Here is a 22,916-nt window from a genome sequence, read left to right as displayed (position 1 = left end):
CATGACCCCCGTCCCGATTCAAAGGGACCAAACCGTTGATGTCCCCCGTCAGGAGAGCAATTCATGGTCACTGCATCCCCCCCTTCTGCCCACCAGATTGTTGTCATTGGCGGTGGCGCCGCTGGTCTCGCGGTCGCCGCCCGCCTCTTGCGATTGAACAATCATCTGGATGTTGCGGTCATCGAGCCAGCTGAGTTCCATTTCTACCAACCCGGCTGGACGCTGGTGGGGGGCGGGGTTTTCCCCGCCACCGCAACCCGCCGGCCCATGCATGGCTTGATGCCGCTGGGCGTGACCTGGATACGCCAAGCGGTGGCCGCGCTCGAACCCGACCAGAATCAGCTCGTCCTGGACGATGGGCGACTCGTCCACTACGAGCATCTGATTGTCTGCCCGGGCATCGTCAGCGACTGGGGCGCCGTGGCCGGATTGGAGGAAACACTTGGACAGAATGGCGTCTGCAGCAACTACCACTACGATCTCGCGCCATACACCTGGCAGTGCATCCAGGAGTTCAGCCGCGGACGCGCCGTCTTCACGGCAGCGCCCATGCCCTTCAAATGCCCAGGCGCCCCGCAGAAGATCCTCTATCTGGCGGCCGATCACTTCCAGCAGAATGGCCGCGAGGCCGAGCTGCACTATTACTGCGCCACGCCGGTAATCTTCGGAGTCGCCCCCTTTTCCCGCGCGCTGGAGCGGGTCGCCGACCGCTATGGTGTGCAGCGCCATTATCAGCATACACTCGTCGCCGTAGACGGACCGGCGCGGGTCGCCACCTTCGAGCACACCGGTGCGGATGGCCAGAAAACCCGAATCGAGCAGCCGTTCGATCTACTGCATGTCACGCCGCCGCAACGACCGGCCGATTTCGTTCGCCACAGCCCACTCGCCAATGCGGCAGGCTATGTGGACGTGGACAAGTTCACGCTGCGCCATGTGCACTATCCCAACGTCCATGCGCTGGGTGATGTCGCCTCGACACCAAACTCCAAAACCGCCGGCGCAGTGCGTCAGCAGGCGCCCGTGGTGGTGCGCAACCTGCTGGCGGAGCTCGGCGGCAAGCAACCGACCGCGCGCTACGATGGCTATGGGACCTGCCCGCTGACCACGGCCAAGGGCAAGGTCATGCTGGCCGAGTTCGTCTACGACGGTGTGGTCACGCCCACCCTGCCGCTCGACCCGTATGTCGAACGGCGCAGCATGTGGTGGCTCAAGACCAGTCTGCTGCCCTTCCTGTATTGGGAAATCATGTTGCGCGGCTATGAGATCAATACGCCCCATCACCGCGCCCGCAACTACCCGGAGCCAGACTGAACGAATCGCGGACCGTTGGGCGAAACGCTTCCGTGACACAGAGTGATCATCGAAAAATGTGATCGCCTTCTGATCATTTTTGGATTGCACCCATCCGACCGGCTTGCTTTAAGATGTCGGTCGAGTCCATCCACCCCTTCGCAAAGGAGCCCCCTCATGAGCGTTCTGGTCAGCCAACCTGCCCCTGATTTCACCGCCGCCGCCGTGCTTCCCGACGGCAGTATCAACGAAAACTTCCGTCTTTCGGATCTGAAGGGCAAGTACGTCGTTCTGTTCTTCTGGCCGCTGGATTTCACATTCGTGTGCCCTTCCGAAATCATTGCTCACGACCACCGTGTCTCCAAGTTCAAAGACCTGGGTGTGGAAGTGGTCGGGGTTTCCATCGACTCTGCCTTCACCCACCATGCCTGGCGGAACACGCCGGTCGAAAAAGGCGGCATCGGTCCGGTACAGTTTCCCATCGTGGCGGATGTGCGCCACGACATCGTCCGTGCCTACGGCGTCGAACATCCGGACGGCGTCGCGCTGCGCGCCTCTTTCCTGATCGACAAGAACGGCATCGTGCAGCATCAGGTCGTCAACAACCTGCCGCTGGGCCGGGAAGTGGATGAAATGCTTCGCCTGGTGGAAGCCCTGCAATTCACCGAAGAGCACGGTGAGGTCTGCCCCGCCGGCTGGCGCAAGGGCAAGCCTGGCATGAAGCCCACTGCCGAAGGTGTGGCAAGCTACCTCGCGGAGCACAGCAGCGCGCTGTGAGACACGCCGTGCCGGGCGTCAGTCCTCGCGCGAACAGGCGATAGGCCGCGCCCGGCATCGGACCTCACGATTTCATCGACTATTCGGGTTTCGAGGATTTTTCAATGGCCGAAAGCAGCCATGCGCGTTTATTGATTCTGGGTTCGGGTCCGGCCGGCTACACCGCCGCCATCTACGGCGCCCGAGCCAATCTCAAACCGGTTCTCATCACTGGCATCCAGATGGGCGGGCAACTGACCACCACGACCGAGGTCGACAACTGGCCAGGCGGCCAGGAAGGTCTGCAAGGCCCCGCGTTGATGGAAGAACTCAAGGCGCATGCCGAGCGCTTCGAGACCCAGGTGGTGTTCGACCATATCCATACCGCGGATCTCGGGCAGCGCCCGTTCCGGCTCGAAGGCGACAGCGGCGTGTATACCTGCGATGCCCTGATCATTGCGACCGGAGCCAGCGCCCGCTATCTGGGCCTTGCCTCCGAACAGGCGTTCATGGGCAAGGGGGTTTCAGCCTGCGCCACCTGCGACGGGTTTTTCTATCGCAACCAGAATGTCGCCGTGATCGGTGGCGGCAACACGGCTGTGGAAGAAGCGCTGTATCTGGCCAACATCGCGGCGCACGTCACCGTCATTCATCGCCGCGACCGGTTCCGGGCGGAGAAAATTCTGCAGGACAAGCTGTTCGCCCGCGAGCGCGAAGGCAAGATCACCATATTATGGAACCATGAACTCGACGAGGTTCTGGGCGACGAATCCGGCGTGACCGGACTGCGGGCACGCAGCACGACTGGTGAAACCCAAGAGATCGCGGTCGCAGGCGTATTCATCGCCATTGGCCATACACCCAACAGCCAGCTCTTCGAAGGACAGCTCGACATGCAGGGCGGCTACCTGAAAGTCAACAGCGGACTGGAAGGCAATGCCACGGCCACATCCATCCCGGGTGTATTCGCCGCAGGTGACGTGATGGATCATGTCTATCGCCAGGCCATCACCTCCGCCGGCACCGGCTGCATGGCGGCCCTGGACGCCGAGCGCTTTCTCGACGAACTCACCAACGACTGAACGCCTGGCAGCCGGCCCGACCGGGCCGGTCTGTGCGCCGATGCATCCATTCGTGGATTCCCTCGTGATCCGCGTAGCGAAGCTCGGCTGCTGGGCACGCAATGGTGCGCCGGGATCTTGATTCCAGCCGCCGGCTCGAGCGCGCGTCGCCTCGCCCCTTCACCTTAGCGAAACAGTTCAGCTCCTTTACAATAGGCCACTTGACGCCATCTCATCGCACGAAGGGGAACTACCGATGCAAGCACGCCTGATCCTGATCCGGCATGGCAAATCCGTCTGGAATGCCCAGAACCGATTCACCGGTTGGGTCGATGTCCCCCTAGCGGCGGATGGCTGGGAAGAAGCAGCCCAGGCGGGCCGCCTGCTCGCCGACCGCGCGTTCGATGTCGCCTTCACCTCTCACCTCCAGCGCGCTATCACGACCCTGCAGGTCGTGTTGCGAGAAAATCGCAGCGGCCGGACGCCCATCTTCCTACCCGCCGAAGGTACGCTGCCACGCGAGTCCTACCGGCCCGGCGCAAATGAATTTCCGGTCTATCTGCATGTGACCGCCCTGGCCGAACGTCACTATGGCGACCTGCAGGGCCTCAACAAGGATGAGGTTCTGGCCCGCCATGGTGAGGCGCAGTTCAAACAGTGGCGGCGCGGCTACGATACACCGCCGCCCAACGGCGAGAGTCTGAAGGACACCTGCGAGCGGGTACGCCCCTATTTCGAGCAGCACATCCGGCCCGAGCTGGCCGCCGGCAAGCAGGTGCTGATTTCCGCTCACGGCAATTCGCTGCGCGCGCTGACCAAGGATCTGGAAAGCATTTCCGATGCCGACATCATGGGCCTGGAAATCCCCACCGGTGTGCCGATCGCCTATGATCTCGAGGTGACGCCGGAAACGATCGACATCCGGTCCAAATCGATCCTGGCGTAACGGCGCGAGCACCAACCTGCCGCGGAGGTGTGCCGCATCAAGGAGAGTCACACATGGCATGGAGCCTGTTACTGATCCGGTTTCTGGCCGGTATCTTTCTGGCCAACGGCATTCCGCATTTCGTTCACGGCGTATCCGGCAAACCGTTTCCCTCCCCGTTCGCGCAACCGCCCGGCGTCGGGAACTCCTCACCCGTGGTCAATGTGCTGTGGGGATCTGCCAATTTCGTCGGCGGCTGTCTGCTGTTGGGCGCAATGAGCCCCTATCAGCCTGGCTACAACGGCGAAACGGCCGCGCTGGCGCTGGGCGCATTGACGCTTGCACTGGGCTTGGCGTGGCATTTCGGACGGGTCCAGGCTGCGCGCGGCGAGACATGAACGGGCACATGGGTATTCGGCATTGGCCAGCTTTGTTATCGTTCTGAAATATCCCGCCGGGAGCCTTCTTCATGTCGATGCGATCATCCGCCTTTCCCCAGACCCCGTCCTGTGAGCTGAAAGGCAGCGGCTTCACCTTCACGGTCCTGAAGGTCTTCGATCCCACCCCCGAACGGGTGGTTTCGGACGTGCGGCGGCGCATCGATCAGGCGCCCGGATTCTTCAAGGGCGCGCCGATCATCGTTGACGTGCAGGCAGTCGAACAGGTGGCGTGGACGATCGCCGCACTGGTCGAAGCGCTGCGTGCACTCGAGCTGATCCCCATCGCCATCCGCGGAGCAGACCCGATACACGAACAGCAGGCACGCGATCTGGCGCTGGGTGTGCTGAACGAGACCCGTTCATCGGCAGTCGATTCGCAACCCAAGGCGGTCGAACGGAATATGCCCGCACGCCTGATTACTGAGCCGGTGCGATCCGGACAACAGGTCTATGCCAAAAGCGACCTGATTGTTGTTGGACCGGTCAGCCATGGCGCGGAATTGCTCGCAGACGGCAACATCCATGTCTATGGCGCGCTGCGGGGTCGCGCGCTCGCGGGCCTGCGTGGCGACCGGACAGCGCGTATTTTTTGTCGATCGCTTGAAGCAGAGTTGATTTCCATTGCGGGTTATTACCGGCTGGCCGACGATCTGGAACCGGCGCAGCGCGGGCAGCCGGCACAGATTCATCTGGACGGCGAGAACCTTCACGTCCAGGCCCTGTGACGCAGCGCTGGGCGATCCATGCCCCCTGCACTGAATGTCATGACTTTTACGGAACAAAATGAGGAGCATCTCCCTTGGCACGCATCATTGTGGTGACCTCTGGCAAAGGAGGGGTCGGAAAAACCACCACTTCCGCTGCTTTCGGAACTGGCCTGGCGCTGCGCGGTTTCAAGACCGCGGTGGTCGACTTCGACGTCGGCCTGCGCAATCTCGACCTCATCATGGGGTGTGAGCGCCGCGTCGTGTATGACTTTGTGAATGTCATCCACGGCGAGGCCTCCCTGGGTCAGGCCCTGATCCGCGACAAGCGTCTGCCCAATCTCTCCATCCTCGCCGCCTCACAGACGCGGGACAAGGATGCCCTCACTCAGGACGGCGTCGGTCGCGTCCTCGAAGAGATGTCCCAAGACTTCGATTACATCCTTTGCGATTCGCCGGCGGGCATCGAGAAGGGCGCACATCTGGCCATGTATTTCGCCGACGATGCCATCATCGTCACCAATCCCGAAGTGTCCTCGGTCCGCGATTCGGATCGGGTCCTGGGACTGCTCGCCAGCAAGACACGCCGCGCCGAGCGTCAGGACGGCAAGATCAACGAGCATCTGGTCATCACCCGCTATGCACCCAAACGCGTCAGCAAGGGTGAAATGCTCAGCCTTCAGGACGTGCAGGAGATTCTCTCGATCCCGTTGTTGGGTGTGATTCCCGAATCACCGACCGTGTTGCAATGCTCCAATGCCGGAACACCGGTGATCCTGGAGGACAAGAGCGAAGCCGGCCAGGCTTATGCCGATACCGTCGCCCGTTTTCTCGGCGAGTCCCGCCCCCTGCGCTTCGTGGAAGAGGAGCGAAGCTTCCTGCGACGGCTGTTTGGAGGCTGAACCATGGGTATTCTCAGTTTCTTCCGTTCATCCAACAAGTCCAGCGCCTCGGTGGCGAAAGAGCGTCTGCAAATCGTGGTCGCCCACCAGCGCCGCGAGAGTCAGCGCCCGGATTACTTTCTCAATTTGCAGCGTGATTTGTTGGAGGTGGTTCGACGCTATGTCACCGTCAACGATGATGCCGTGAAGGTCGAGGTCGATCACCAGGGTGATTGCGACATCCTGGAACTGAACATCATCCTTCCGGAACGCTGATGCGCATCGCATGATCCGCGTCAAAAGCCGGTTTTGAAGTTTTGCTATCGTGCAGACGACACGACCTTACTTTGGAGACGGCGCCATGACGCATGCTGAGCAGACAGTCTGGATTCTCGTCGCGGACGCAGCACGCGCTCGCTTCTATCAAGCCCAGGGTGCCCGCGGTCCCTTGCTCGAACTCGAGGATGCCGTGCACCCTGCATCGCGCCTTCCAGGCCATGAACTGCTCGCCGACCGGCCCGGACGTGCGCTGGACTCCCATGGTGAACACCGCCACGGGATGGAGCCGACGATCGACCCCAAGGATGAGGAAGCCCGGCGCTTCGCCGCCGAGCTCTGCGCGCGACTGCGGGAACGATACCAGGCCCACGCCTTTAACCATCTGGTCTTGGTCGCGCCCCCGCGGTTCCTGGGATTTCTGCGTGACGCGCTGGATCATCAGCTTGCATCGCGGGTGCTGGCCAGTGTCGATCTGGATCTCACGCACTGCACGACGCCGGATGTCGTCCGCGCCCATCTGCCGGATCCGCTCTACTGATCTACTGAAATTCCAGGCGCCATCCAAGCCGCCCGGTCCGGCGAAGCCGGTCTGGGCGGATAGCTGCTCAAGCTACCGTCGTACCGCCCCGGCCCAGACCTATCCCTGCTCAGACCTCAGCCGGCTGTGATGGCGGGCATAGAACACATAGACCGCCATGCCCAATGCCATCCAGGCCACGAACCGCCAAAGCGTCACGGCATCCAGACTCGCAATCAGATAGGCGCAAAAGGCGATGGCCAAGAGCGGAATCAATGGCACCAGGGGCGTCCGGAACGGGCGATGGAGATCAGGGCGCGTGTAGCGCAGCACCATGACCGCCACCGAGACCAGGATGAAGGCGGCAAGTGTACCCACGTTTACCAGTTCTGCGACCTGACGGATCGGCATGAAACCGGCAACCAGCGCCACCACGAGCCCGGTCATCAGCACCACCTGGAACGGGGTTCTGAAGCGGGGATGTACGCGCGAGAAAACGGGGGGCAGCAGTCCGTCACGGGACATGGCGAAAAAGATGCGACTTTGCCCGTAAAGCAACACCAGCAGGACCGAGCTCAGCCCGGCGATGGCGCCGACGCTGATCAAACCCGCTACACTGTGAGCGCCGATCAACGCCAAACCCGCTGCCACAGGATCGGGCACATTGAGCTGGGTGTAGTTGACGATCCCGGTCAGTGCCCCGGCTACCAGAATGTAAATCAGCGTGCAGATCACCAGGGAGCCGAGAATTCCGCGCGGGATATCGCGTTGTGGGTCGCGCGCCTCCTCCGCTGCTGTGGACACCGCATCGAATCCGATATAGGCAAAAAAGATCAGCCCTGCGCCACCGACGACGCCACTCCATCCGAACGGAAAATAGGGATCCCAGTTGGTGACATCGATCTTGGGAATGGCCGTGACGAGAAAGAGCGCGATGATTCCGAGTTTCAGCACCACCATCGCGTTGTTGAATCGGCTGGTTTCCCGGACACCGACTGCCAGCAGTGCGCTGACCACCAGAATCACGACGAATGCAGGGAGATTGATCCAACCCCCATCGAATGGCGTGCGGGTCAGCATCTCAGGCAGACCGAGGCCCAGTCCTTCCAAAACCCGGTTGAAGTAGCCCGACCAGCCGATTGCAACGGCAGCCGAAGCGACCGAATATTCCAGGATCAGATCCCAACCGATGATCCAGGCCGGCAGTTCGCCAAGGGTCACATAGGAGTAGGTATAGGCACTGCCGGAGAGTGGAACGGTGCTCGCAAATTCGGCGTAGACCAACGCCGCGAACAGGCAGGCCATCCCGGCAATGACAAAAGACAGGGTCAGCGCCGGACCGGCTTTGGTCGCGGCGGCAATCCCGGTCAGGACGAAAATACCCGCGCCGATGACGGCACCGATACCGAGAAACGTCAGGTCCAACCCAGACAGAACCCGATGCAGGCCGCCCTCTCCTGCTTCGAGCGCCTGATCGATCGGCTTGGTCCGCCACCATCCTTGTCCCGCCATTTCCCCTCCTGACTCAACCACTATCCGATGCCCCGATCACCCGGGCACTCTGCCGAACACATGCCATTTTCGTGCCGCCCGTCGTCGCGCGTTCGCCTGACTGACGGCAGATGGTTCACACTCACCGCTGCCTCGTTGTCGAGGATGCCCGTCAAGACCCTGCGCAAAGGAGACACGGTCGGCCGAAATCAACCATTCCGAGCCGCCAGGGGTGGGAGCGCGAACGACGTCGTCGCAGAAAAGTGGCGGAGAGAGAGGGATTCGAACCCTCGATGGGCTTTTGACCCATACTCCCTTAGCAGGGGAGCGCCTTCGGCCTCTCGGCCATCTCTCCGTGATCGGTAGACAGCAGCATCGTCGAGAACCGCCGGTGCTGCCAAGAGAAGAGCGCCGATTCTATCGGGATTGCGACGCGGGGTAAAGCCGCCCGGCTCAACGCCCGATTACATCCCCCGGTTCCATATCGTCATGCTCGTGCTTGATGCGCTGGTAAATCTCTTCCCGGTGAACCGCTACATCCTTGGGCGCATTGATGCCGAGACGTACCTGGTTGCCCTTGACGCCCAGAACGGTAATGGTGATCTCATCGCCCACCATGACCGTTTCGCCCACTCGCCTTGTCAAAATCAGCATTGAATGCTCCTTGCTGTCTATCAACGTGTTGGGGTCGCCACATCCTGTGATACCCCGTTTTGATATCGGCCCAAGACGGGTCTGTTTGAACGTTAGCGATGAGGCGCCCGATCCAACGCGAAGGCCTCATGAAGCGCCCGAACCGCCAACTCGACATATTTTTCGCTGACCACGACCGAAATCTTGATCTCGGAAGTGGAGATCATCCGGATGTTGATTCCTTCGGACGCGAGAACACTGAACATGCGCGCCGCGACGCCGGCATGGCTGCGCATCCCGACCCCGACCAGCGAGATCTTGGCGATCGCCGAATCACCGGCGATCTCGCGGGCGCCCAGATCCTTCTGTCGCCCACGCAAGATCTCCATTGCACGCTCATGGTCGTTGCGATGGACCGTGAAGGTGAGGTCGGTCGTCCCGTCACGGGCAACGTTCTGCACAATCATGTCCACTTCGATGTTGGCATCGGCAACCGGCCCGAGCACGCGGTAGGCCACACCCGGATGATCGGGAATTCCGCTCACCGTGATCTGCGCTTCGTCACGATTTTGCGCGATTCCGGAGATGACGACCTCTTCCACTTGCTGCTCCTCATAGGTGATCAGCGTGCCGGGCCCTTCCTGGAAGGTGGACAGGACACGCAGCGGAACGTTGTACTTGCCCGCAAATTCGACGGATCGGATCTGCAACACTTTGGCTCCGAGGCTGGCCAGCTCAAGCATTTCCTCGAAGGTGATGTGATCCAGTCGCCGCGCTGTGGGAACAATGCGTGGATCGGCGGTATACACCCCATCGACATCGGTAAAGATCTGGCATTCATCTGCCTTCAAGGCTGCCGCCAGGGCCACACCCGTGGTATCGGAACCACCCCGTCCGAGTGTGGTGATGTTGCCCAGGGCATCAACGCCCTGAAAGCCCGCCACCACGACCACCTGGCCGGCGTCCAGAGCCGCGCGCACCTGGTGCGGATCGATGCGCGCGATCCGCGCCTTGCCATGCGCCGAATCGGTGATGATGGGCACCTGTGCGCCCGTATAGGAGCGTGCGGGACAGCCGAGCTTCTGCAGCGTCATGGCAAGCAGGGCGATGGTGACCTGCTCACCTGTCGAAATCAGCACATCGACTTCCCGGGGTTCGGGACGGGACGCGATCTGGCGCGCCAGCCCGAGTAACCGGTCGGTTTCCCCACTCATTGCCGATACGACGACGACGACCTGGTCGCCTCGCGCGCGGGCGGCGATCACCTTGCGAGCCACGCGTTCGATCCGCTCGATGGTGCCGACCGAGGTGCCTCCGTATTTTTGGACGATCAAGGCCATGGTACCTGCTGGATCCTTCGCTGAATTGCGGCTCGCGCCAAGGCTCATTGCGGCGGATTGTCACCGCCCGAGCATCCGGGGCCCAAAGGCGCCGATTATAACTGAACCGCAACCGGTGCAGATGCCGGCGGCATGGCTTCAAACATCCACCCAGATCCGCCCCTCCTTCACTTCGACCGGATAAGTGGTCAGTGGCTTGTGACCGCGCAAGAAGTTGAGCAACTGAACGCCCGGCGGAAAATTGGCCCATTGCTTGACCGCCCCGGTGCGCACATCGAAGCGCGCGCGATGCAAGGGGCACACGACGCATCCGTCCTCGAGCTTTCCGCGGTCCAACGGCCCCCAGGTATGGGTACACAACCGCTGGGTGGCGTAAAAGCCGTCCTCGAGCCGATAAAGGATGATGGCGGTTCCGGCGACATCGAATTTCTGCATCCCGCCGACCGTCAGATCATCCACTCCGCAAACTTGTCTCAGCATTGCCCTTCCTCCTGAGTTTATTCAGCTCCACGCTTTTGGCGTGTGCGATGTTCCTGCCTGCAATCTTAGCTTGCTTGCGAACATCGTACCCGCCAGCGAGATCATTGAGGCAATCCGCACACCATGGCGGTGATTGCGGTATCGAGTGGGCGCAGGACGCTCCCACAGACGCGACATCGATAGATCGTCCGGCCGGTCTGACTGCGTCGATGCGCCACAGCGCCGAGGGTATGCTGCCGGCAAGCGCACCGGTAGGCGTACCGCCGCCCCGTCTTGAGACGCGCTCGCGTGACATCGAAGTCGTGGCACCGTTGCGCCGGCGCACCCAGCCACGCCATGACCTGCCGCCACTCCGCACCGTGAGGCGAGGCGCCCGGACGCCAGCGGAATACGATCCAGTGCGCCACTTCATGCGGCAACGTCAGCGCCATGAATGCCGCAGTATTTTCGCGAAGCAGCACGGGATTGAGACGAATCGTGCCCGCGCTGTCCGAACTCCCGGCTCGGGTACCGCGCAAATCGAACACCAGCCGCGGAGGGTGCGGCGTCAACCCCGCATGGCTCGCCCCACAACACTCCAGTGCCGCTGCCTTCCGGATCAGCAGTGCCACCGTGTCCGGCTGCTCGGCCAGCCACTGATGCGCCTGCTCATAGGGGTTCAAGCGTTGCTGTCCTTGGGCTCCAGAGCCTTCTGTCGCAAGGCAGCCTGGACCGGTGCGGTATCCGGGCGCACGCCACGCCAGAGCTCAAACGAGAATGCCGCCTGTTCAATGAGCATGCCCAGACCATCCTCGGCGCCCGCTGCGCCCTGTGCCCACGCCCAGCGCTGAAATTCCGTCGGCTCCCGACCGTAGGCCAGGTCGTAACACTGCGTGTGACTGGCCACCAGGCCCAGCGGCAGCACCGGCAGCGCGTTGGACAAGCTGGCGGATGTCGCATTGAGGATCAGATCGAAAGCGCCGATGCCGAACAGATCGTGCAAACCACAGCCGCGCACCGGCCCCAGAGAGTGGAATCTCGCCGCCAATGCTTCCGCTCGATCGGGGGTGCGGTTGGCGACCACGAGTTCCCGTGGCCCCTCTTCCAGCAGAGGCCCCAGGATGCCGCATGCCGCGCCTCCGGCGCCAAGCACCAGCAAACGACGCTCGCATAACAGCCAACCCAGAGCGTCTTTCAAGTCACGGACCAATCCGATCCCATCGGTATTGTCGCCCCACAAACGGCCGTCGACACCGATACCTATCGTGTTCACCGCGCTGGCTTGCGTGGCGCGCGGCGAGCAGACATCCACCATCACAAAGGCCTCGGCCTTGAACGGCACTGTCACATTGAGTCCTTTCCCGCCCTCGGCCAGAAATTCGCGAACCGCCACGCCAAACCCCTCCAGCGGCGCTAAGCGCTTCTCGTAGACCATGTCTTGCCCGGTCTGCGCGGCGAACAGTTGATGGATCAACGGCGACTTGCTATGGGCGACGGGATTACCGATCACGGCGTAACGATCGGTCATCTCCCGCCTCCTGTAGCGTCGTCATGCAGCCAGCGCAATGCCCGCGGCGCAAAATAGGTCAGAATGGCGTCGGCACCGGCTCGCTTGAAGGCCAGAAGGGATTCCATCACAACCGCCCGTTCATCGAGCCAACCCGCCCGCGCCGCAGCCATGAGCATGGCGTATTCGCCACTCACCTGATAAGCCAGTGTGGGGACACCGAAACGGTCCTTCACCCGCCGCACCACGTCGAGATAGGGCATTCCCGGCTTGACCATCACCATATCCGCACCTTCCGCGAGATCGAGCGCCACCTCGCGCAGGGCCTCATCGCTGTTGGCGGGATCCATCTGATAGGTGCACTTGTCGGCCTTTCCCAGCGCGGCTGCGGAACCCACCGCCTCACGGAACGGGCCGTAGAAGGCCGAAGCGTATTTCGCTGCATAGGCGAGAATGCGGGTATCCGAATGCCCGGCAGCCTCCAACGCGGCGCGAATGGCGCCGACCCGCCCGTCCATCATGTCCGAAGGCGCCACGACCTGAGCACCTGCATCGGCATGCGACAAGGCTTGCCGGACCAGCACTTCGACCGTTTCGTCGTTGAGTATGCGCCCGCTCTCACCCAGGATCCCGTCCTGGCCATGGCGCGTGTAAGGATCGAGTGCCACGTCGGTGATGATGCCGAGTTCGGGAAATGTCTGGCGCAATGTGCGAACCGCGCATTGCACCAATCCATCCGGGTCATAGGCCGCTTCGGCCAGCAGGGATTTGCATGGTGCAGGTACCACCGGAAACAAGGCAACCGCCGGGAGACCCATGGCAACCAGTGGCGCCAGGGTCTCTTGCAGGATCTCCAGGCTCACACGCTCGACACCCGGCATCGAGGCCACAGGCTCACGCCGGCCGGCCCCATCCAGCACGAACACCGGCCAGATGAGATCGCCCGGAAGCAATGTCTGCTCACGCATCAGGCGCCGGGAAAAGGCATCCTGGCGCATGCGACGCATACGGATGCGAGGAAACACGGCATCGTTCACAGCAGCATTCCTGAAACCACGGGGCTTCTCATTGTGCCCACGGGCGTGATCTGCGACAACGACCTCGCCGGCCCGGGGCCGTTCAGTGCAGCCGCTGAGCCTGCGATTGGGCTTGTGTCGCGGTGGCAGGCGGAACGGAAATCACCTTGGTGGACGATGCACCAGCCGGGACGGGTTCAAGGCTGAAGTAGGTCGCTGCAATCGCGTTGTGACATTCGGCGAGCTTGAGCTGCAGTTCATCCATGAACAGATGCAGGGTCCCGGACTCGTGTGCCAGCGCACCGATGTCCGCACGCTGCAGCATGCCCCGTAATTGGGCAACGGCACGCAAGGGCGCCTCATTATGAGGCAGCTTCGACAGGCAATCCTCTTGGGTCCGAATGCAGGCCTGGACCGACCGAGGGAAGCGCTCCTCTCTGAGCAGAAAACGCATCACGTCGACGCCGGACACCCGGCTGCGCACCAGACGCCGGTACATCTGGTAGGCCGTGAGCGATTTGAGCACACTCATCCACTGCATGCGGCTGTAGGCCATCAGGTCAGTCGGCATCTCCGCCAGCAGATCCCCGGATCGGACATCGATGATGCGGGTAGTCATGTCGGCGCGTTCCAGGTAGCGCCCCAGACGCATGAACTCGAATGCCTCGTCCCGACTCATGGCGCCATGCAGCAATCCGACGATCTGCTGGCAATGACCGATGATGGCTTGCAGAAACTCATGGCGTCCCCGGCGTGACAGCCCCTCGCCCATCTTGTCCTGGACGATCAGATGAATCCGGTTGAGCTGTTCCCAGGCCTCGGCAGGCACGATATCGCGCGTCGTGCGAAGATTTTCGCGCGCTTTGGCAAGCGAGCTGATCAGTGAGCCGGGATTAGCGCGATCGGCCAGCAGGAACTGCACCACGCGATGTTCGCTCATCTCGCCGTGCCGTTCCATGAATACGTCGCGGCTGCCGGTGATATCGATCAGCGGCTCCCAGTCGGTGGCAATCCGCCGGGGCAGATCCAGCATCAGATTGGTGGTTACCGTCACCAGTCTGGCGGTATTTTCGGCCCGCTCCAGATAGCGGGCAAACCAGTACATATTCTCGGCCATTCGCGACAACATCAGTAAAGCTCCTTGTGGCCGTCATCGTCCGGACTGAGCCTCGGCGTCGCCGAGTTCAACCACCCAGGTGTCCTTGCTTCCACCCCCTTGCGACGAGTTCACCACCAGCGATCCTTTGACCATCGCCACACGGGTGAGGCCGCCAGTGGTGACCTGGATCTCGTTGCCACTGAGGATGAATGGGCGCAGATCGACATGGCGCGGCTCGGGGACATGATCGGTGAGCGATGGAACCGTCGACAGCGCCAGCGTCGGCTGGGCGATATAGTTGCGCGGATCGCTTTGAATCAACTGCCCAAAGTGCGCGCATTCGGCGCGGCTGGCCTTGGGTCCGACCAGCATGCCGTAGCCGCCCGACTCGTTCGCCGGCTTGATCACCAGTTCGGGAAGCTGGGCCAGCACGTGTTTCAGCGATACCGGGTCCTCACAGCGCCAAGTCGGCACATTGGGCAGAATCGGATCCTCATCCAGATAGTATTTGATGAAGTCCGGAACATAGGTGTAGACCACCTTGTCATCCGCAACCCCCGCGCCGGGCGCATTGACCAAGGCCACCTTGCGCGCTCGCCAGGCCCTCAGCAGCCCCGGCACGCCCAAGGTGGAGTCGGCCCGGAAGGCTTCTGGATCGAGAAAATCGTCATCGATGCGACGGTAGATGACGTCGACCCGCTCCGGCCCCTGGATAGTGCGCATGTAAACACAGTCATCCTCGCCGACGTACAGGTCCGAACCCACCACCAGTTCCACGCCCATCTGCTGGGCCAGATAGGCGTGTTCGAAATAGGCCGAGTTATAGATACCCGGGGTCATCACCACGACGCAGGGATAGTCACCCGGGCGAGGCGACATCGCCGCCAGCATGTCGAAGAGCTGCGAGGGATAGTCATCCACCGGCAGGATGAGCTGGTCCTCGAACAGTTCCGGAAAGACGTGCTTCATCACCATGCGATTCATCATCATGTAGGACACACCCGACGGCACCCGCAGGTTGTCTTCCAGGACATACAGCGTTCCATCACGGTCGCGCACCATGTCTGAACCGCAGATGTGCGCCCAAACCCCAAGTGGCGGCGTGAAATCGCGGCATTGCGGGCGAAAATTCCGGGAACTGGCGATGAGCGCTTCGGGGAAATGCTTGTCCCGAATGATGTGTTGCGGCCCGTAAATGTCGTTGATGAACAGATTGAGCGCCTGCACGCGCTGCTTCAGGCCCGCCTCGGTGCGCCGCCATTCGGGCGCCGGAATCACCCGTGGAATGATGTCCATCGGCCAAGCCCGGTCGATGGCGTTGCCGTCACTGTAGACCGTGAAAGTGATGCCCAGCGTCTTGATCTCGAGTTCGGCGGCGCGTTGCCGTTCGCGCAGCGTCTCGGGTCCCAGTTTGTTCAGATGCTCGATCAGATGACGCGCCGCCGGGCGCGGCCCATCGGGGCCAATGAGTTCATCGTAGAAATCCTGCTGCAGGTAATCGCGCCATTGCTGCGACATGTGGGCTCCCGATCGTGAGATGAATCCAACGGCCATCTCAGTTTTTCACAATTTCCTTACAAGAAACGCGCCGGATCACCCTAGACACGACAGGAGCAGGTCGTCCCCAAACAGCCCGAGTAATTCGTGCCGAGATGATCAATCCACCTTTCGGGCATCTCAGCAGGGTCACAAAAGAGCCTCATAATGGTGCGCCAGCGGTATCTTGGGGGCGTAGCGATTCTTACGCCAGCCAGTACAGGCGGGGAATCACCTGAATCCGGAAACGCCACCGGGCTGGCATGATGTTGGCTAGTCAAGCGGCATCAATCGCATCCCACCAACGCTCGGGTCACAATCACTTGCTGAGAATCCCCCCCTGGAGGCCCTGATGTCCCTGCGCGTGGCGCTCAACCACAAGACCGTCTACCACTATGATCGCCCCGTTGCGCTGTCCCCGCAGGTGATCCGCCTGCGTCCGGCGGTGCACAGCAGGACGCCGATTCTGTCCTACTCGCTGCGCGTGACGCCGGAGGATCATTTCATCAACTGGCAGCAGGACCCGTTCGGCAACATCCTCGCCCGGGTCGTCTTTCAGCAGGAAACCCGGACTCTCGGCATCGAAGTCGACCTGATCGCCGAGATGGTGGTCATCAATCCCTTCGATTTCTTCGTGGAGGAATATGCCAAGCATTTCCCCTTCACCTACGACCGCCAGTTACGCAAGGAATTGACGCCTTACATGGAGGTCACGGAGAACGGCCCGCTGCTGCGCAAGTGGTTGTCTGGCGTGGAACGCGGAAAACGCCCGTATGTCGTCGATTTTCTGGTGGACCTCAACAGTCGGCTGCAACGCGATATCGGCTATCTGATCCGGATGGAACCCGGCATCCAGAGTTGCGAGGAGACTCTGAAAAAAACCACCGGTTCGTGCCGGGATTCGGCTTGGCTGCTGGTCCAGATCATGCGCCACCTCGGTCTGGCCGCACGCTTTGTCTCCGGTTATCTGGTTCAGCTCAAACCTGATGTCAGGTCACTGGACGGCCCCTCCGGGCCCGAAGCCGATTTCACGGATCTGCATGCCTGGTGCGAAGTGTATGTCCCCGGCGCGGGCTGGATCGGCCTCGATCCCACTTCCGGGCTGTTCGCTGGCGAAGGCCATATCCCGCTGGCCTGCACGCCGGATCCGGTGAGCGCCGCCCCCGTGACCGGCAACTTCTGGGGTGATCCCGACACCGAAGTGACGTTTTCTCACCATAACGAAGTCCAGCGCATTCATGAGGATCCCCGCGTCACCAAGCCCTACAGTGACGACCAGTGGCAAGCGATCACACTTCTGGGACGTGCGGTGGACGATCAGCTTCGGGCCGGCGACGTGCGGCTCACCATGGGCGGGGAGCCCACCTTCGTGTCGGTCGACGACATGGAGTCTCCCCAATGGAACACCGCGGCGCTAGGCCCGCACAAGCGAGAACGCGCCGGCGTGCTGTTGCGCCGGCTGCAGGATCGATTCGCACCCGGCGGGGTCTTCCACGTGGGACAGGGGAAGTGGTATCCCGGCGAGGAACTGCCCCGCTGGGCCTTGTCGCTTTACTGGCGGACCGATGGCCGGCCGGTGTGGCAGCGGCCCGACCTACTTGCCGATGATGGTAAGGATTATGGATGCACGATCGACGATGCGCTGTGCTTCGGCCGCGAACTGGCTCGTCGCCTCGGGGTTGCGCCGGACCACGTGCAGCCGGGTTATGAGGACACGCTCTATCACCTCTGGAAGGCGGACAGCCTGCCGCTCGACCTCGACCCCCTGAAACTCGCGGACAAACAGCACCCCGATCATGCGAGCCTGCGGCAGGTCCTGGAACGAGGACTCGACATGCCGGTGGGTTACTGCCTGCCGGTGCGCTGGAACTACGGCTCGAACCGGTGGGAGAGCGTGCATTGGCCGTTCCGCCGCGAGGTGATGTTTCTGCTGCCCGGCGATTCGCCCATGGGCCTGCGCCTGCCCCTGGATCAATTACCCTGGAGCGCCCAGCAGCGTGAACGGCGCGAGGTCGTTCCGGAACCAAGCCCGTTCGAGCCCCGACCACCGCTGGATGACCTGCAGGGCGAAGTCGCACGCCATTACAGCACCTGGACACCAGCGCCGCCCCAGCCCATCCGTGAAATGGAACAGGCTGATGATCTGAACCCGGCGCGCTGGGCGGATGTGTTTCGCACTGCACTGTGCATCGAACCCCGCGACGGCTGCCTCCATATCTTCCTGCCACCGGTCAGCTATCTCGAACACTACCTGAATCTGCTCGCCTGCATCGAAGCCACCGCGGCGCAGCTCGGCCTGCCGGTCCGCCTCGAAGGCTATGAGCCGCCGCATGACTGGCGCCTCAAACGGCTGCATATCACACCGGATCCGGGCGTGATCGAGGTCAACGTCCACCCCGCGGAAAACTGGGCGGAGATGGTCGAAATCACCGAAACGCTGTATGACGAAGCCCACCGGGCGCGGCTCGGTACCGAAAAATTCATGCTCGACGGCCGCCACACCGGCACCGGCGGCGGCAATCACGTCACTCTCGGCGGCAGCACGCCAGCCGACAGCCCCTTCCTGCGCCGACCCGACCTGCTGCGTAGCCTGATCACCTTCTGGCAGCATCATCCGGCCATGAGCTATCTGTTCTCGGGACTGTTCATTGGTCCGACCAGCCAGGCCCCCCGGGCAGATGAAGCGCGCATCGAAAGCCTCTATGAGCTCGATATCGCCTTCAAGGAGATGCCGGATGGCGAAGTGCCGCAGCCGTGGCTGGTCGATCGGCTGCTCCGCAACCTGCTGACGGACCTGACCGGCAACACTCACCGCGCCGAGTTCTGTATCGACAAGCTCTATTCGCCGGACAGCCAGCGCGGCCGGCTGGGACTGCTTGAGTTGCGCGCCTTCGAAATGCCGCCTCATGCCCGCATGAGTCTGGTGCAGATGCTGCTGCTGCGCACCCTGGTCGCGCATTTCTGGTACCGCCCCTACCGCCATGATCTGGTGCGTTGGGGAACCGCATTGCACGATCGCTTCATGCTGCCGCATTTCGTGTGGCAGGACATCCAGGATGTCACCCGTTTCCTGCGCGAATCGGGATTTCCCTTCCATCCGGAGTGGTTCGCCCCCTTTCTGGAATTCCGCTTCCCCCATTACGGCGAAGTCCGTGTTGGCGACATCCATCTGGAGCTGCGCGGTGCACTGGAGCCGTGGAATGTGCTGGGCGAGGAATCCACCAATCTGGGCACCGCCCGCTTCGTCGATTCGTCGGTCGAGCGGCTGCAGGTACGGGTAACCGGCCTGACCGATTCGCGCCATGTCATCGCGTGCAACGGCCGCCGCGTCCCCTTGCACAACACCGGCACGCATGGCGAGTATGTGGCCGGGGTGCGCTACCGCGCCTGGCAGCCGCCCTCTGCCCTGCACCCGACCATCGGAATTCACTCGCCGCTGATCTTCGACATCATCGACACCTGGAATGGCCGATCCATCGGCGGCTGCACCTATCATGTCGCCCATCCCGGCGGGCGCAGCTACGATGTCTACCCGGTCAATGCCTACGCCGCCGAAACCCGGCGGGTCAGCCGCTTCTGGGGATTCGGCCACACACCCGGCGTATTGGAAGTCCCGCCGGACATCGCGCGCCTGAGCCGTTTCCTTCCCAATGGTCATCCATTGGGGCCCATGCAGCCTCCACCGGAGGAGACCAATCGCGAATATCCGCATACGCTGGATCTGCGCCGGCGCTCGATCTGGATGCCGCGCTGAATCGGCCCCCATCACCCAGGGTCCCGGGTCGGGTAAAATAGGTCAGTTATCCGGTCCGAAGCCGGGGTGGGTGAGGAACCGTGGAATGAGACGAGTGAGCCGAAGCGCATCGCGCGGCCATCGCCGGATCGACGAACTGGTGCAGCTGGCATTGGGACTAGGCCGTTCGGAATGCGCGCAGGAAGACCGATTTTATCAAGATCGCCTGAAGCCCCTGATCCGCGCCCTACTGGCCGATGGTCACGAAAAGAGCCTCATTGAAGCGCTTGATCGACTCCATACCCAGCTTCCCCGGGCGTTCGAAGGCTTGTCGGACCTGATCGAGGCTGAAGCCATGGGAGGTGAGACGGGACTGTTGATCGCCCTGCCGATCCTGGCCTGGTCCCGGTACGACATTCCCGCTCGTTCACTCAACCCCGAGCAGTGCCATGAGTTGTGCGCGCTGCTGAAGGATGGCGTGGTCGCGGCCGGGGCTTCACTGGTCCTGGCCGATTTTCTGTTCGGCCCCGACCAACTGCCCGCCGGATATTGCGGTGCCTACTCCCTGACTTCGCATCTGCGACAACGGCTGGCTGAGGCCGAGCCGGTTCTGGCCGTCGATGCCGCTGCAATGCCCACCAGCAACCGCTATCTGGCGGACCCGCGCTATCTGCTGGGGCTGATCCGCGCCCGCCCGGGCGATCAGGCCTTGTTTCGCTGGCACGACGCTGCCGCAAGCCGAGACGACATCGATCAACACTGGCAGCAGGTGGCTCACCGGCCATTGTCTGACCTCCTGAGCAACTGCGCGATCACCCTGCTGTCGCCAGATGCATATTTCCCGGCCTTGCGCCGTACCGATGAACATGGGCGCTCATTCACGCTGCAGGCCTGTGCGGCCCAGATGCAGGCGCAGTACGACCTGACACCGGACCGGATCCATGCGGTGATTGCGCCGTGCTATGACAACGCTGTCCTGGTCGAATATCGAATCGGTCTGTTGCGGGAGAATCACCCAGAAGTACTGCACGGCTCCGTATGGGGTTTGCTGGAAGGCGAAGATGATCTCTCGGATGTTGCCACTCAGATCCGCGATGTATTGCAGCAGATGGGCATCAAACGCATCGACGTGCTCCGCGGGCGGTTCCCCGTTGCCGACTGCGAGGATTGTGGCGCCCCCCTGTTCCCGGGGGCGGATGGCGAACTGACCCATACACAGACCGTCGACGCACCGCTGCCGGTCTCGAAACAACTGCACTGACCTGGAATCGATCATGTCCGATATCGTCGCCTTGTCTGAGACCGAATACGCCCTGTTGGTGGCGCCGCCCATGAAGGTGACGGCCCACCTCGCAGCCGCGCGCGGACATCGCCAGCTATTTGACGACCTTCCCGCAATGCTGGTCCTGATGCATCTGGTTCGTGGTTTGACCGAGTGGTACTGGGTGAGCCCACAAGCGGGAGATACACACTCTCGCTCCCCCTGGGCCACCTTGTCCCTGGCGCCCCTGGGTGCGTGCAGCATGGCCATCGGTCTGGCGGACATGGACGAGGAAACGCGCCTCACGTGTCTGAAAGCGCTACAGGCTGGCCAGGAATTGCTGAACATGGAGGGCGTCCTGCCATCTCCGACCATGCTGACCGAAAATGCCTGGCACGCCTTGCAGCATCAGGATCAAGGCTCTGCGGAAACCGCGTTGCGAAACGCGGGTCTGCTGGCACTTCAAGCCATCGAAAACTGGGAGGCTCGGCGCGCTCAGACGCCTGCACGAGAGCATTGACCGATCCGATCGATCACTGGCGCGATCGTTTTTCGACTCAGAACCGAGAACAGCACCGAACACCCACGCGTCAAGCATCGTATACGCCCGCCGATGCCACACGCCGCCCAGATTGGCCGCGAATGGCTGAGCGGCGTCAGGCCGTCATCCCGAAGCATCAGAGTCGCCCAGCCACTTTTCCGGAATGGGTTGAGCATAGATCGCAGGGAATGATCCACTCCGGCTGATTGTCATTGAAACGGCACTATAGTAGCTTCCGAAAGCTTGTTGCCATTGATCCCAAGGAAGGAAACTCATGCCGAAAAGGCTTCCACGCGTTCTGGTCATCGCGTTTTTCCTGTTGTTCGTCGGCGTCGTTATCCAACGTCTCTTCGTCTCCAACGCAGATAAGCCCGAGGCAGCCGCAGTCATTGCAGTCGAGGCTGCGGCAGTGCGCCAACTCGACATGAATGACTATCGTTACTTCAATGGCACGCTGCGCCCGAATGCCCAATTCCTCATCACACCCAAAGTCGGTGGTATTTTGCTTAAGCTGACCGTCGGAGTCGGTGATCAGGTGGAAAAGGGTCAGCTCATTGCGGAACTGGAAGATGACGAGATCGCCCAGGAAGTGATTCGAATCCGGGCTCAGCTGACGGTCGCAAAGGCCCAGTTGTCCGAGGCCACCGCCTCGGCGCAGGTTGCAGAACGTGATTTCCAGCGCACCAAGCAGCTACTGGATCGCAAGATTGCCTCAGAGGCCGAATACGATGGCGCATTGACCCGCGTCACCGCCAGCCGAGCTCGCTTGAGCGTGGCCAAAGCCCAGTTGCAACAAGCGCAAGCCGCGCTCAAGGCTGCGGAACTCAAGCTGTCCTACACCAAAATCTATGCGGATTGGCCGGACGAGGATACGACGCGTGTGGTGGGGCAGCGGTTTGTTGATGAAGGCGCCTTGTTGCGTCCAAGCGAACCCGTTGTCCAAGTATTGGCGTTTCAGCCGATCATCGCTCAGATGAGCGTGACCGAGCGGGATTACAGCCGCCTGACCATCGGCCAACCCGTCACCCTGACTACCGCGGCGTATCCGGATCAGGAGTTCACGGGCGTGATTTCCCGTATCTCACCCCAGTTCAACGAAATGTCCCGACAAGCCTTGCTCGAAGTCACGATTCCCAATGAATCCGGAGACTTGAAACCCGGTATGTTCGGCCGGGCCCGTATCCTTTTCGACCAAGCGCCGAATGCCATCGCTGTTTCCAACGATGCGCTCGTCGAGCGCCAGGGCAAGATGGGTGTCTTTCGTGTCGAGCAAACCGAGGATGGTGCAATCGCTCGTTTCGTTCCTGTAGAGACCGGCCTACAGGACGGTGACCTCACACAGATCGTCTCCCCCCCCTTGCAAGGACAGGTGGTCACACTCGGCCTGCATTTGCTGGATGATGGGAAAGGCGTGGAAGTTTCCCGCGTCCGCGAACCCTGATCC

General features: G+C 61.8%; 22 protein-coding genes and 1 tRNA gene. 13 read left to right on the top strand and 10 right to left on the bottom strand.

The window, feature by feature from the left end:
* The first annotated feature begins 63 nt into the window (after positions 1-63).
* The 9 genes from E4680_RS03425 (at position 64) to E4680_RS03385 (ending at position 6,877) form a co-directional block, all read left to right on the top strand.
* Positions 64-1,314 carry an NAD(P)/FAD-dependent oxidoreductase gene (locus E4680_RS03425; protein WP_135280978.1) on the top strand — a complete coding sequence of 417 codons (1,251 nt, stop codon included), beginning with the start codon at positions 64-66 and terminating at the stop codon, positions 1,312-1,314.
* A gap of 156 nt (positions 1,315-1,470) precedes the next feature.
* Entirely contained in the window at positions 1,471-2,070 is a 600-nt protein-coding gene (locus tag E4680_RS03420; protein ID WP_135280977.1) for a peroxiredoxin, read from the top strand.
* A 104-nt stretch (positions 2,071-2,174) separates the two neighbouring features.
* Positions 2,175-3,131, top strand: coding sequence for a thioredoxin-disulfide reductase (trxB, locus tag E4680_RS03415; protein WP_135280976.1), 957 nt, complete (start codon positions 2,175-2,177; stop codon positions 3,129-3,131).
* Positions 3,132-3,366: 235 nt separating this feature from the next.
* Entirely contained in the window at positions 3,367-4,056 is a 690-nt protein-coding gene (locus E4680_RS03410; protein WP_135280975.1) for a 2,3-bisphosphoglycerate-dependent phosphoglycerate mutase, read from the top strand.
* A 53-nt stretch (positions 4,057-4,109) separates the two neighbouring features.
* Positions 4,110-4,433: a hypothetical protein gene (locus E4680_RS03405; RefSeq protein WP_135280974.1), complete on the top strand. Its 324-nt coding sequence runs from the start codon at positions 4,110-4,112 to the stop codon at positions 4,431-4,433.
* 71 nt (positions 4,434-4,504) lie between these two features.
* Complete coding sequence (gene minC / locus E4680_RS03400; protein WP_135280973.1) at positions 4,505-5,200, top strand: septum site-determining protein MinC; 696 nt, start codon at positions 4,505-4,507, stop codon at positions 5,198-5,200.
* 74 nt (positions 5,201-5,274) lie between these two features.
* Positions 5,275-6,081: a septum site-determining protein MinD gene (gene minD / locus E4680_RS03395; protein ID WP_135280972.1), complete on the top strand. Its 807-nt coding sequence runs from the start codon at positions 5,275-5,277 to the stop codon at positions 6,079-6,081.
* A 3-nt stretch (positions 6,082-6,084) separates the two neighbouring features.
* On the top strand, positions 6,085-6,336 hold the full coding sequence (minE, locus tag E4680_RS03390) for a cell division topological specificity factor MinE (RefSeq protein ID WP_135280971.1): 252 nt from the start codon (positions 6,085-6,087) through the stop codon (positions 6,334-6,336).
* Between the two features lie 85 nt (positions 6,337-6,421).
* A complete protein-coding gene (locus E4680_RS03385; protein ID WP_135280970.1) occupies positions 6,422-6,877 on the top strand; it encodes a host attachment protein in 456 nt (151 codons plus the stop codon).
* A 99-nt stretch (positions 6,878-6,976) separates the two neighbouring features.
* Here the strand turns inward: E4680_RS03385 and E4680_RS03380 are convergent, their stop codons facing one another.
* The 10 genes from E4680_RS03380 to E4680_RS03335 all read right to left on the bottom strand — a co-directional run bounded on the left by E4680_RS03380 (position 6,977) and on the right by E4680_RS03335 (position 15,919).
* The gene (locus tag E4680_RS03380) at positions 6,977-8,368 is read right to left on the bottom strand and encodes an amino acid permease (protein WP_135280969.1); all 1,392 of its coding nucleotides are present in this window, start codon (positions 8,366-8,368) and stop codon (positions 6,977-6,979) included.
* A gap of 243 nt (positions 8,369-8,611) precedes the next feature.
* Positions 8,612-8,702, bottom strand: a tRNA-Ser gene (locus E4680_RS03375).
* A 98-nt stretch (positions 8,703-8,800) separates the two neighbouring features.
* Positions 8,801-9,001 (bottom strand): carbon storage regulator CsrA, encoded by a 201-nt coding sequence (csrA, locus tag E4680_RS03370; protein WP_135280968.1) that lies wholly within the window; start codon positions 8,999-9,001, stop codon positions 8,801-8,803.
* A gap of 92 nt (positions 9,002-9,093) precedes the next feature.
* Positions 9,094-10,320 (bottom strand): aspartate kinase, encoded by a 1,227-nt coding sequence (locus E4680_RS03365; RefSeq protein WP_135280967.1) that lies wholly within the window; start codon positions 10,318-10,320, stop codon positions 9,094-9,096.
* 138 nt (positions 10,321-10,458) lie between these two features.
* A complete protein-coding gene (locus tag E4680_RS03360) occupies positions 10,459-10,800 on the bottom strand; it encodes a Rieske (2Fe-2S) protein (RefSeq protein WP_135280966.1) in 342 nt (113 codons plus the stop codon).
* Between the two features lie 101 nt (positions 10,801-10,901).
* The gene (locus E4680_RS03355; RefSeq protein WP_167792358.1) at positions 10,902-11,462 is read right to left on the bottom strand and encodes a SprT-like domain-containing protein; all 561 of its coding nucleotides are present in this window, start codon (positions 11,460-11,462) and stop codon (positions 10,902-10,904) included.
* Positions 11,459-12,307, bottom strand: a complete 849-nt coding sequence (aroE, locus tag E4680_RS03350; RefSeq protein ID WP_135280964.1) for a shikimate dehydrogenase — start codon at positions 12,305-12,307, stop codon at positions 11,459-11,461. The genes E4680_RS03355 and aroE overlap by 4 nt, the downstream gene beginning before the upstream one ends.
* On the bottom strand, positions 12,304-13,323 hold the full coding sequence (gene hemB, locus E4680_RS03345; protein ID WP_276605608.1) for a porphobilinogen synthase: 1,020 nt from the start codon (positions 13,321-13,323) through the stop codon (positions 12,304-12,306). Before hemB ends, aroE begins: the two co-directional genes overlap by 4 nt.
* Positions 13,324-13,405: 82 nt before the next feature.
* Positions 13,406-14,431: an alpha-E domain-containing protein gene (locus tag E4680_RS03340; RefSeq protein ID WP_135280963.1), complete on the bottom strand. Its 1,026-nt coding sequence runs from the start codon at positions 14,429-14,431 to the stop codon at positions 13,406-13,408.
* 21 nt (positions 14,432-14,452) lie between these two features.
* A complete protein-coding gene (locus E4680_RS03335) occupies positions 14,453-15,919 on the bottom strand; it encodes a circularly permuted type 2 ATP-grasp protein (protein WP_135280962.1) in 1,467 nt (488 codons plus the stop codon).
* A gap of 370 nt (positions 15,920-16,289) precedes the next feature.
* Here E4680_RS03335 and E4680_RS03330 point away from each other — a divergent pair, with 370 nt between their 5' ends.
* The 4 genes from E4680_RS03330 (at position 16,290) to E4680_RS03315 (ending at position 22,913) form a co-directional block, all read left to right on the top strand.
* Positions 16,290-19,691, top strand: coding sequence for a transglutaminase family protein (locus E4680_RS03330; protein ID WP_135280961.1), 3,402 nt, complete (start codon positions 16,290-16,292; stop codon positions 19,689-19,691).
* Between the two features lie 85 nt (positions 19,692-19,776).
* On the top strand, positions 19,777-20,931 hold the full coding sequence (locus tag E4680_RS03325) for a DUF2863 family protein (RefSeq protein ID WP_167792357.1): 1,155 nt from the start codon (positions 19,777-19,779) through the stop codon (positions 20,929-20,931).
* 13 nt (positions 20,932-20,944) lie between these two features.
* Positions 20,945-21,451, top strand: a complete 507-nt coding sequence (locus E4680_RS03320; protein WP_135280959.1) for a hypothetical protein — start codon at positions 20,945-20,947, stop codon at positions 21,449-21,451.
* Between the two features lie 295 nt (positions 21,452-21,746).
* Positions 21,747-22,913, top strand: coding sequence for an efflux RND transporter periplasmic adaptor subunit (locus E4680_RS03315; RefSeq protein WP_135280958.1), 1,167 nt, complete (start codon positions 21,747-21,749; stop codon positions 22,911-22,913).
* Positions 22,914-22,916 lie beyond the last annotated feature (3 nt).

The sequence above is a fragment of the Candidatus Macondimonas diazotrophica genome (assembly GCF_004684205.1).
Taxonomy (GTDB): Bacteria; Pseudomonadota; Gammaproteobacteria; order UBA5335; family UBA5335; genus Macondimonas; species Macondimonas diazotrophica.
Note: the sequence above shows the minus strand (reverse complement) of the source record. Positions and strands in the feature narration are given on the sequence as shown.

Coding starts and splice junctions, on each gene's coding strand:
- E4680_RS03425 (WP_135280978.1), top strand. CDS start 64: ATGGTCACTGCATCCCCCCCTTCTGCCCACCAGATTGTTGTCATTGGC.
- E4680_RS03420 (WP_135280977.1), top strand. CDS start 1,471: ATGAGCGTTCTGGTCAGCCAACCTGCCCCTGATTTCACCGCCGCCGCC.
- trxB (WP_135280976.1), top strand. CDS start 2,175: ATGGCCGAAAGCAGCCATGCGCGTTTATTGATTCTGGGTTCGGGTCCG.
- E4680_RS03410 (WP_135280975.1), top strand. CDS start 3,367: ATGCAAGCACGCCTGATCCTGATCCGGCATGGCAAATCCGTCTGGAAT.
- E4680_RS03405 (WP_135280974.1), top strand. CDS start 4,110: ATGGCATGGAGCCTGTTACTGATCCGGTTTCTGGCCGGTATCTTTCTG.
- minC (WP_135280973.1), top strand. CDS start 4,505: ATGTCGATGCGATCATCCGCCTTTCCCCAGACCCCGTCCTGTGAGCTG.
- minE (WP_135280971.1), top strand. CDS start 6,085: ATGGGTATTCTCAGTTTCTTCCGTTCATCCAACAAGTCCAGCGCCTCG.
- E4680_RS03385 (WP_135280970.1), top strand. CDS start 6,422: ATGACGCATGCTGAGCAGACAGTCTGGATTCTCGTCGCGGACGCAGCA.
- E4680_RS03380 (WP_135280969.1), bottom strand. CDS start 8,368: ATGGCGGGACAAGGATGGTGGCGGACCAAGCCGATCGATCAGGCGCTC.
- csrA (WP_135280968.1), bottom strand. CDS start 9,001: ATGCTGATTTTGACAAGGCGAGTGGGCGAAACGGTCATGGTGGGCGAT.
- E4680_RS03365 (WP_135280967.1), bottom strand. CDS start 10,320: ATGGCCTTGATCGTCCAAAAATACGGAGGCACCTCGGTCGGCACCATC.
- E4680_RS03360 (WP_135280966.1), bottom strand. CDS start 10,800: ATGCTGAGACAAGTTTGCGGAGTGGATGATCTGACGGTCGGCGGGATG.
- aroE (WP_135280964.1), bottom strand. CDS start 12,307: ATGACCGATCGTTACGCCGTGATCGGTAATCCCGTCGCCCATAGCAAG.
- E4680_RS03340 (WP_135280963.1), bottom strand. CDS start 14,431: ATGTTGTCGCGAATGGCCGAGAATATGTACTGGTTTGCCCGCTATCTG.
- E4680_RS03335 (WP_135280962.1), bottom strand. CDS start 15,919: ATGTCGCAGCAATGGCGCGATTACCTGCAGCAGGATTTCTACGATGAA.
- E4680_RS03330 (WP_135280961.1), top strand. CDS start 16,290: ATGTCCCTGCGCGTGGCGCTCAACCACAAGACCGTCTACCACTATGAT.
- E4680_RS03325 (WP_167792357.1), top strand. CDS start 19,777: ATGAGACGAGTGAGCCGAAGCGCATCGCGCGGCCATCGCCGGATCGAC.
- E4680_RS03320 (WP_135280959.1), top strand. CDS start 20,945: ATGTCCGATATCGTCGCCTTGTCTGAGACCGAATACGCCCTGTTGGTG.
- E4680_RS03315 (WP_135280958.1), top strand. CDS start 21,747: ATGCCGAAAAGGCTTCCACGCGTTCTGGTCATCGCGTTTTTCCTGTTG.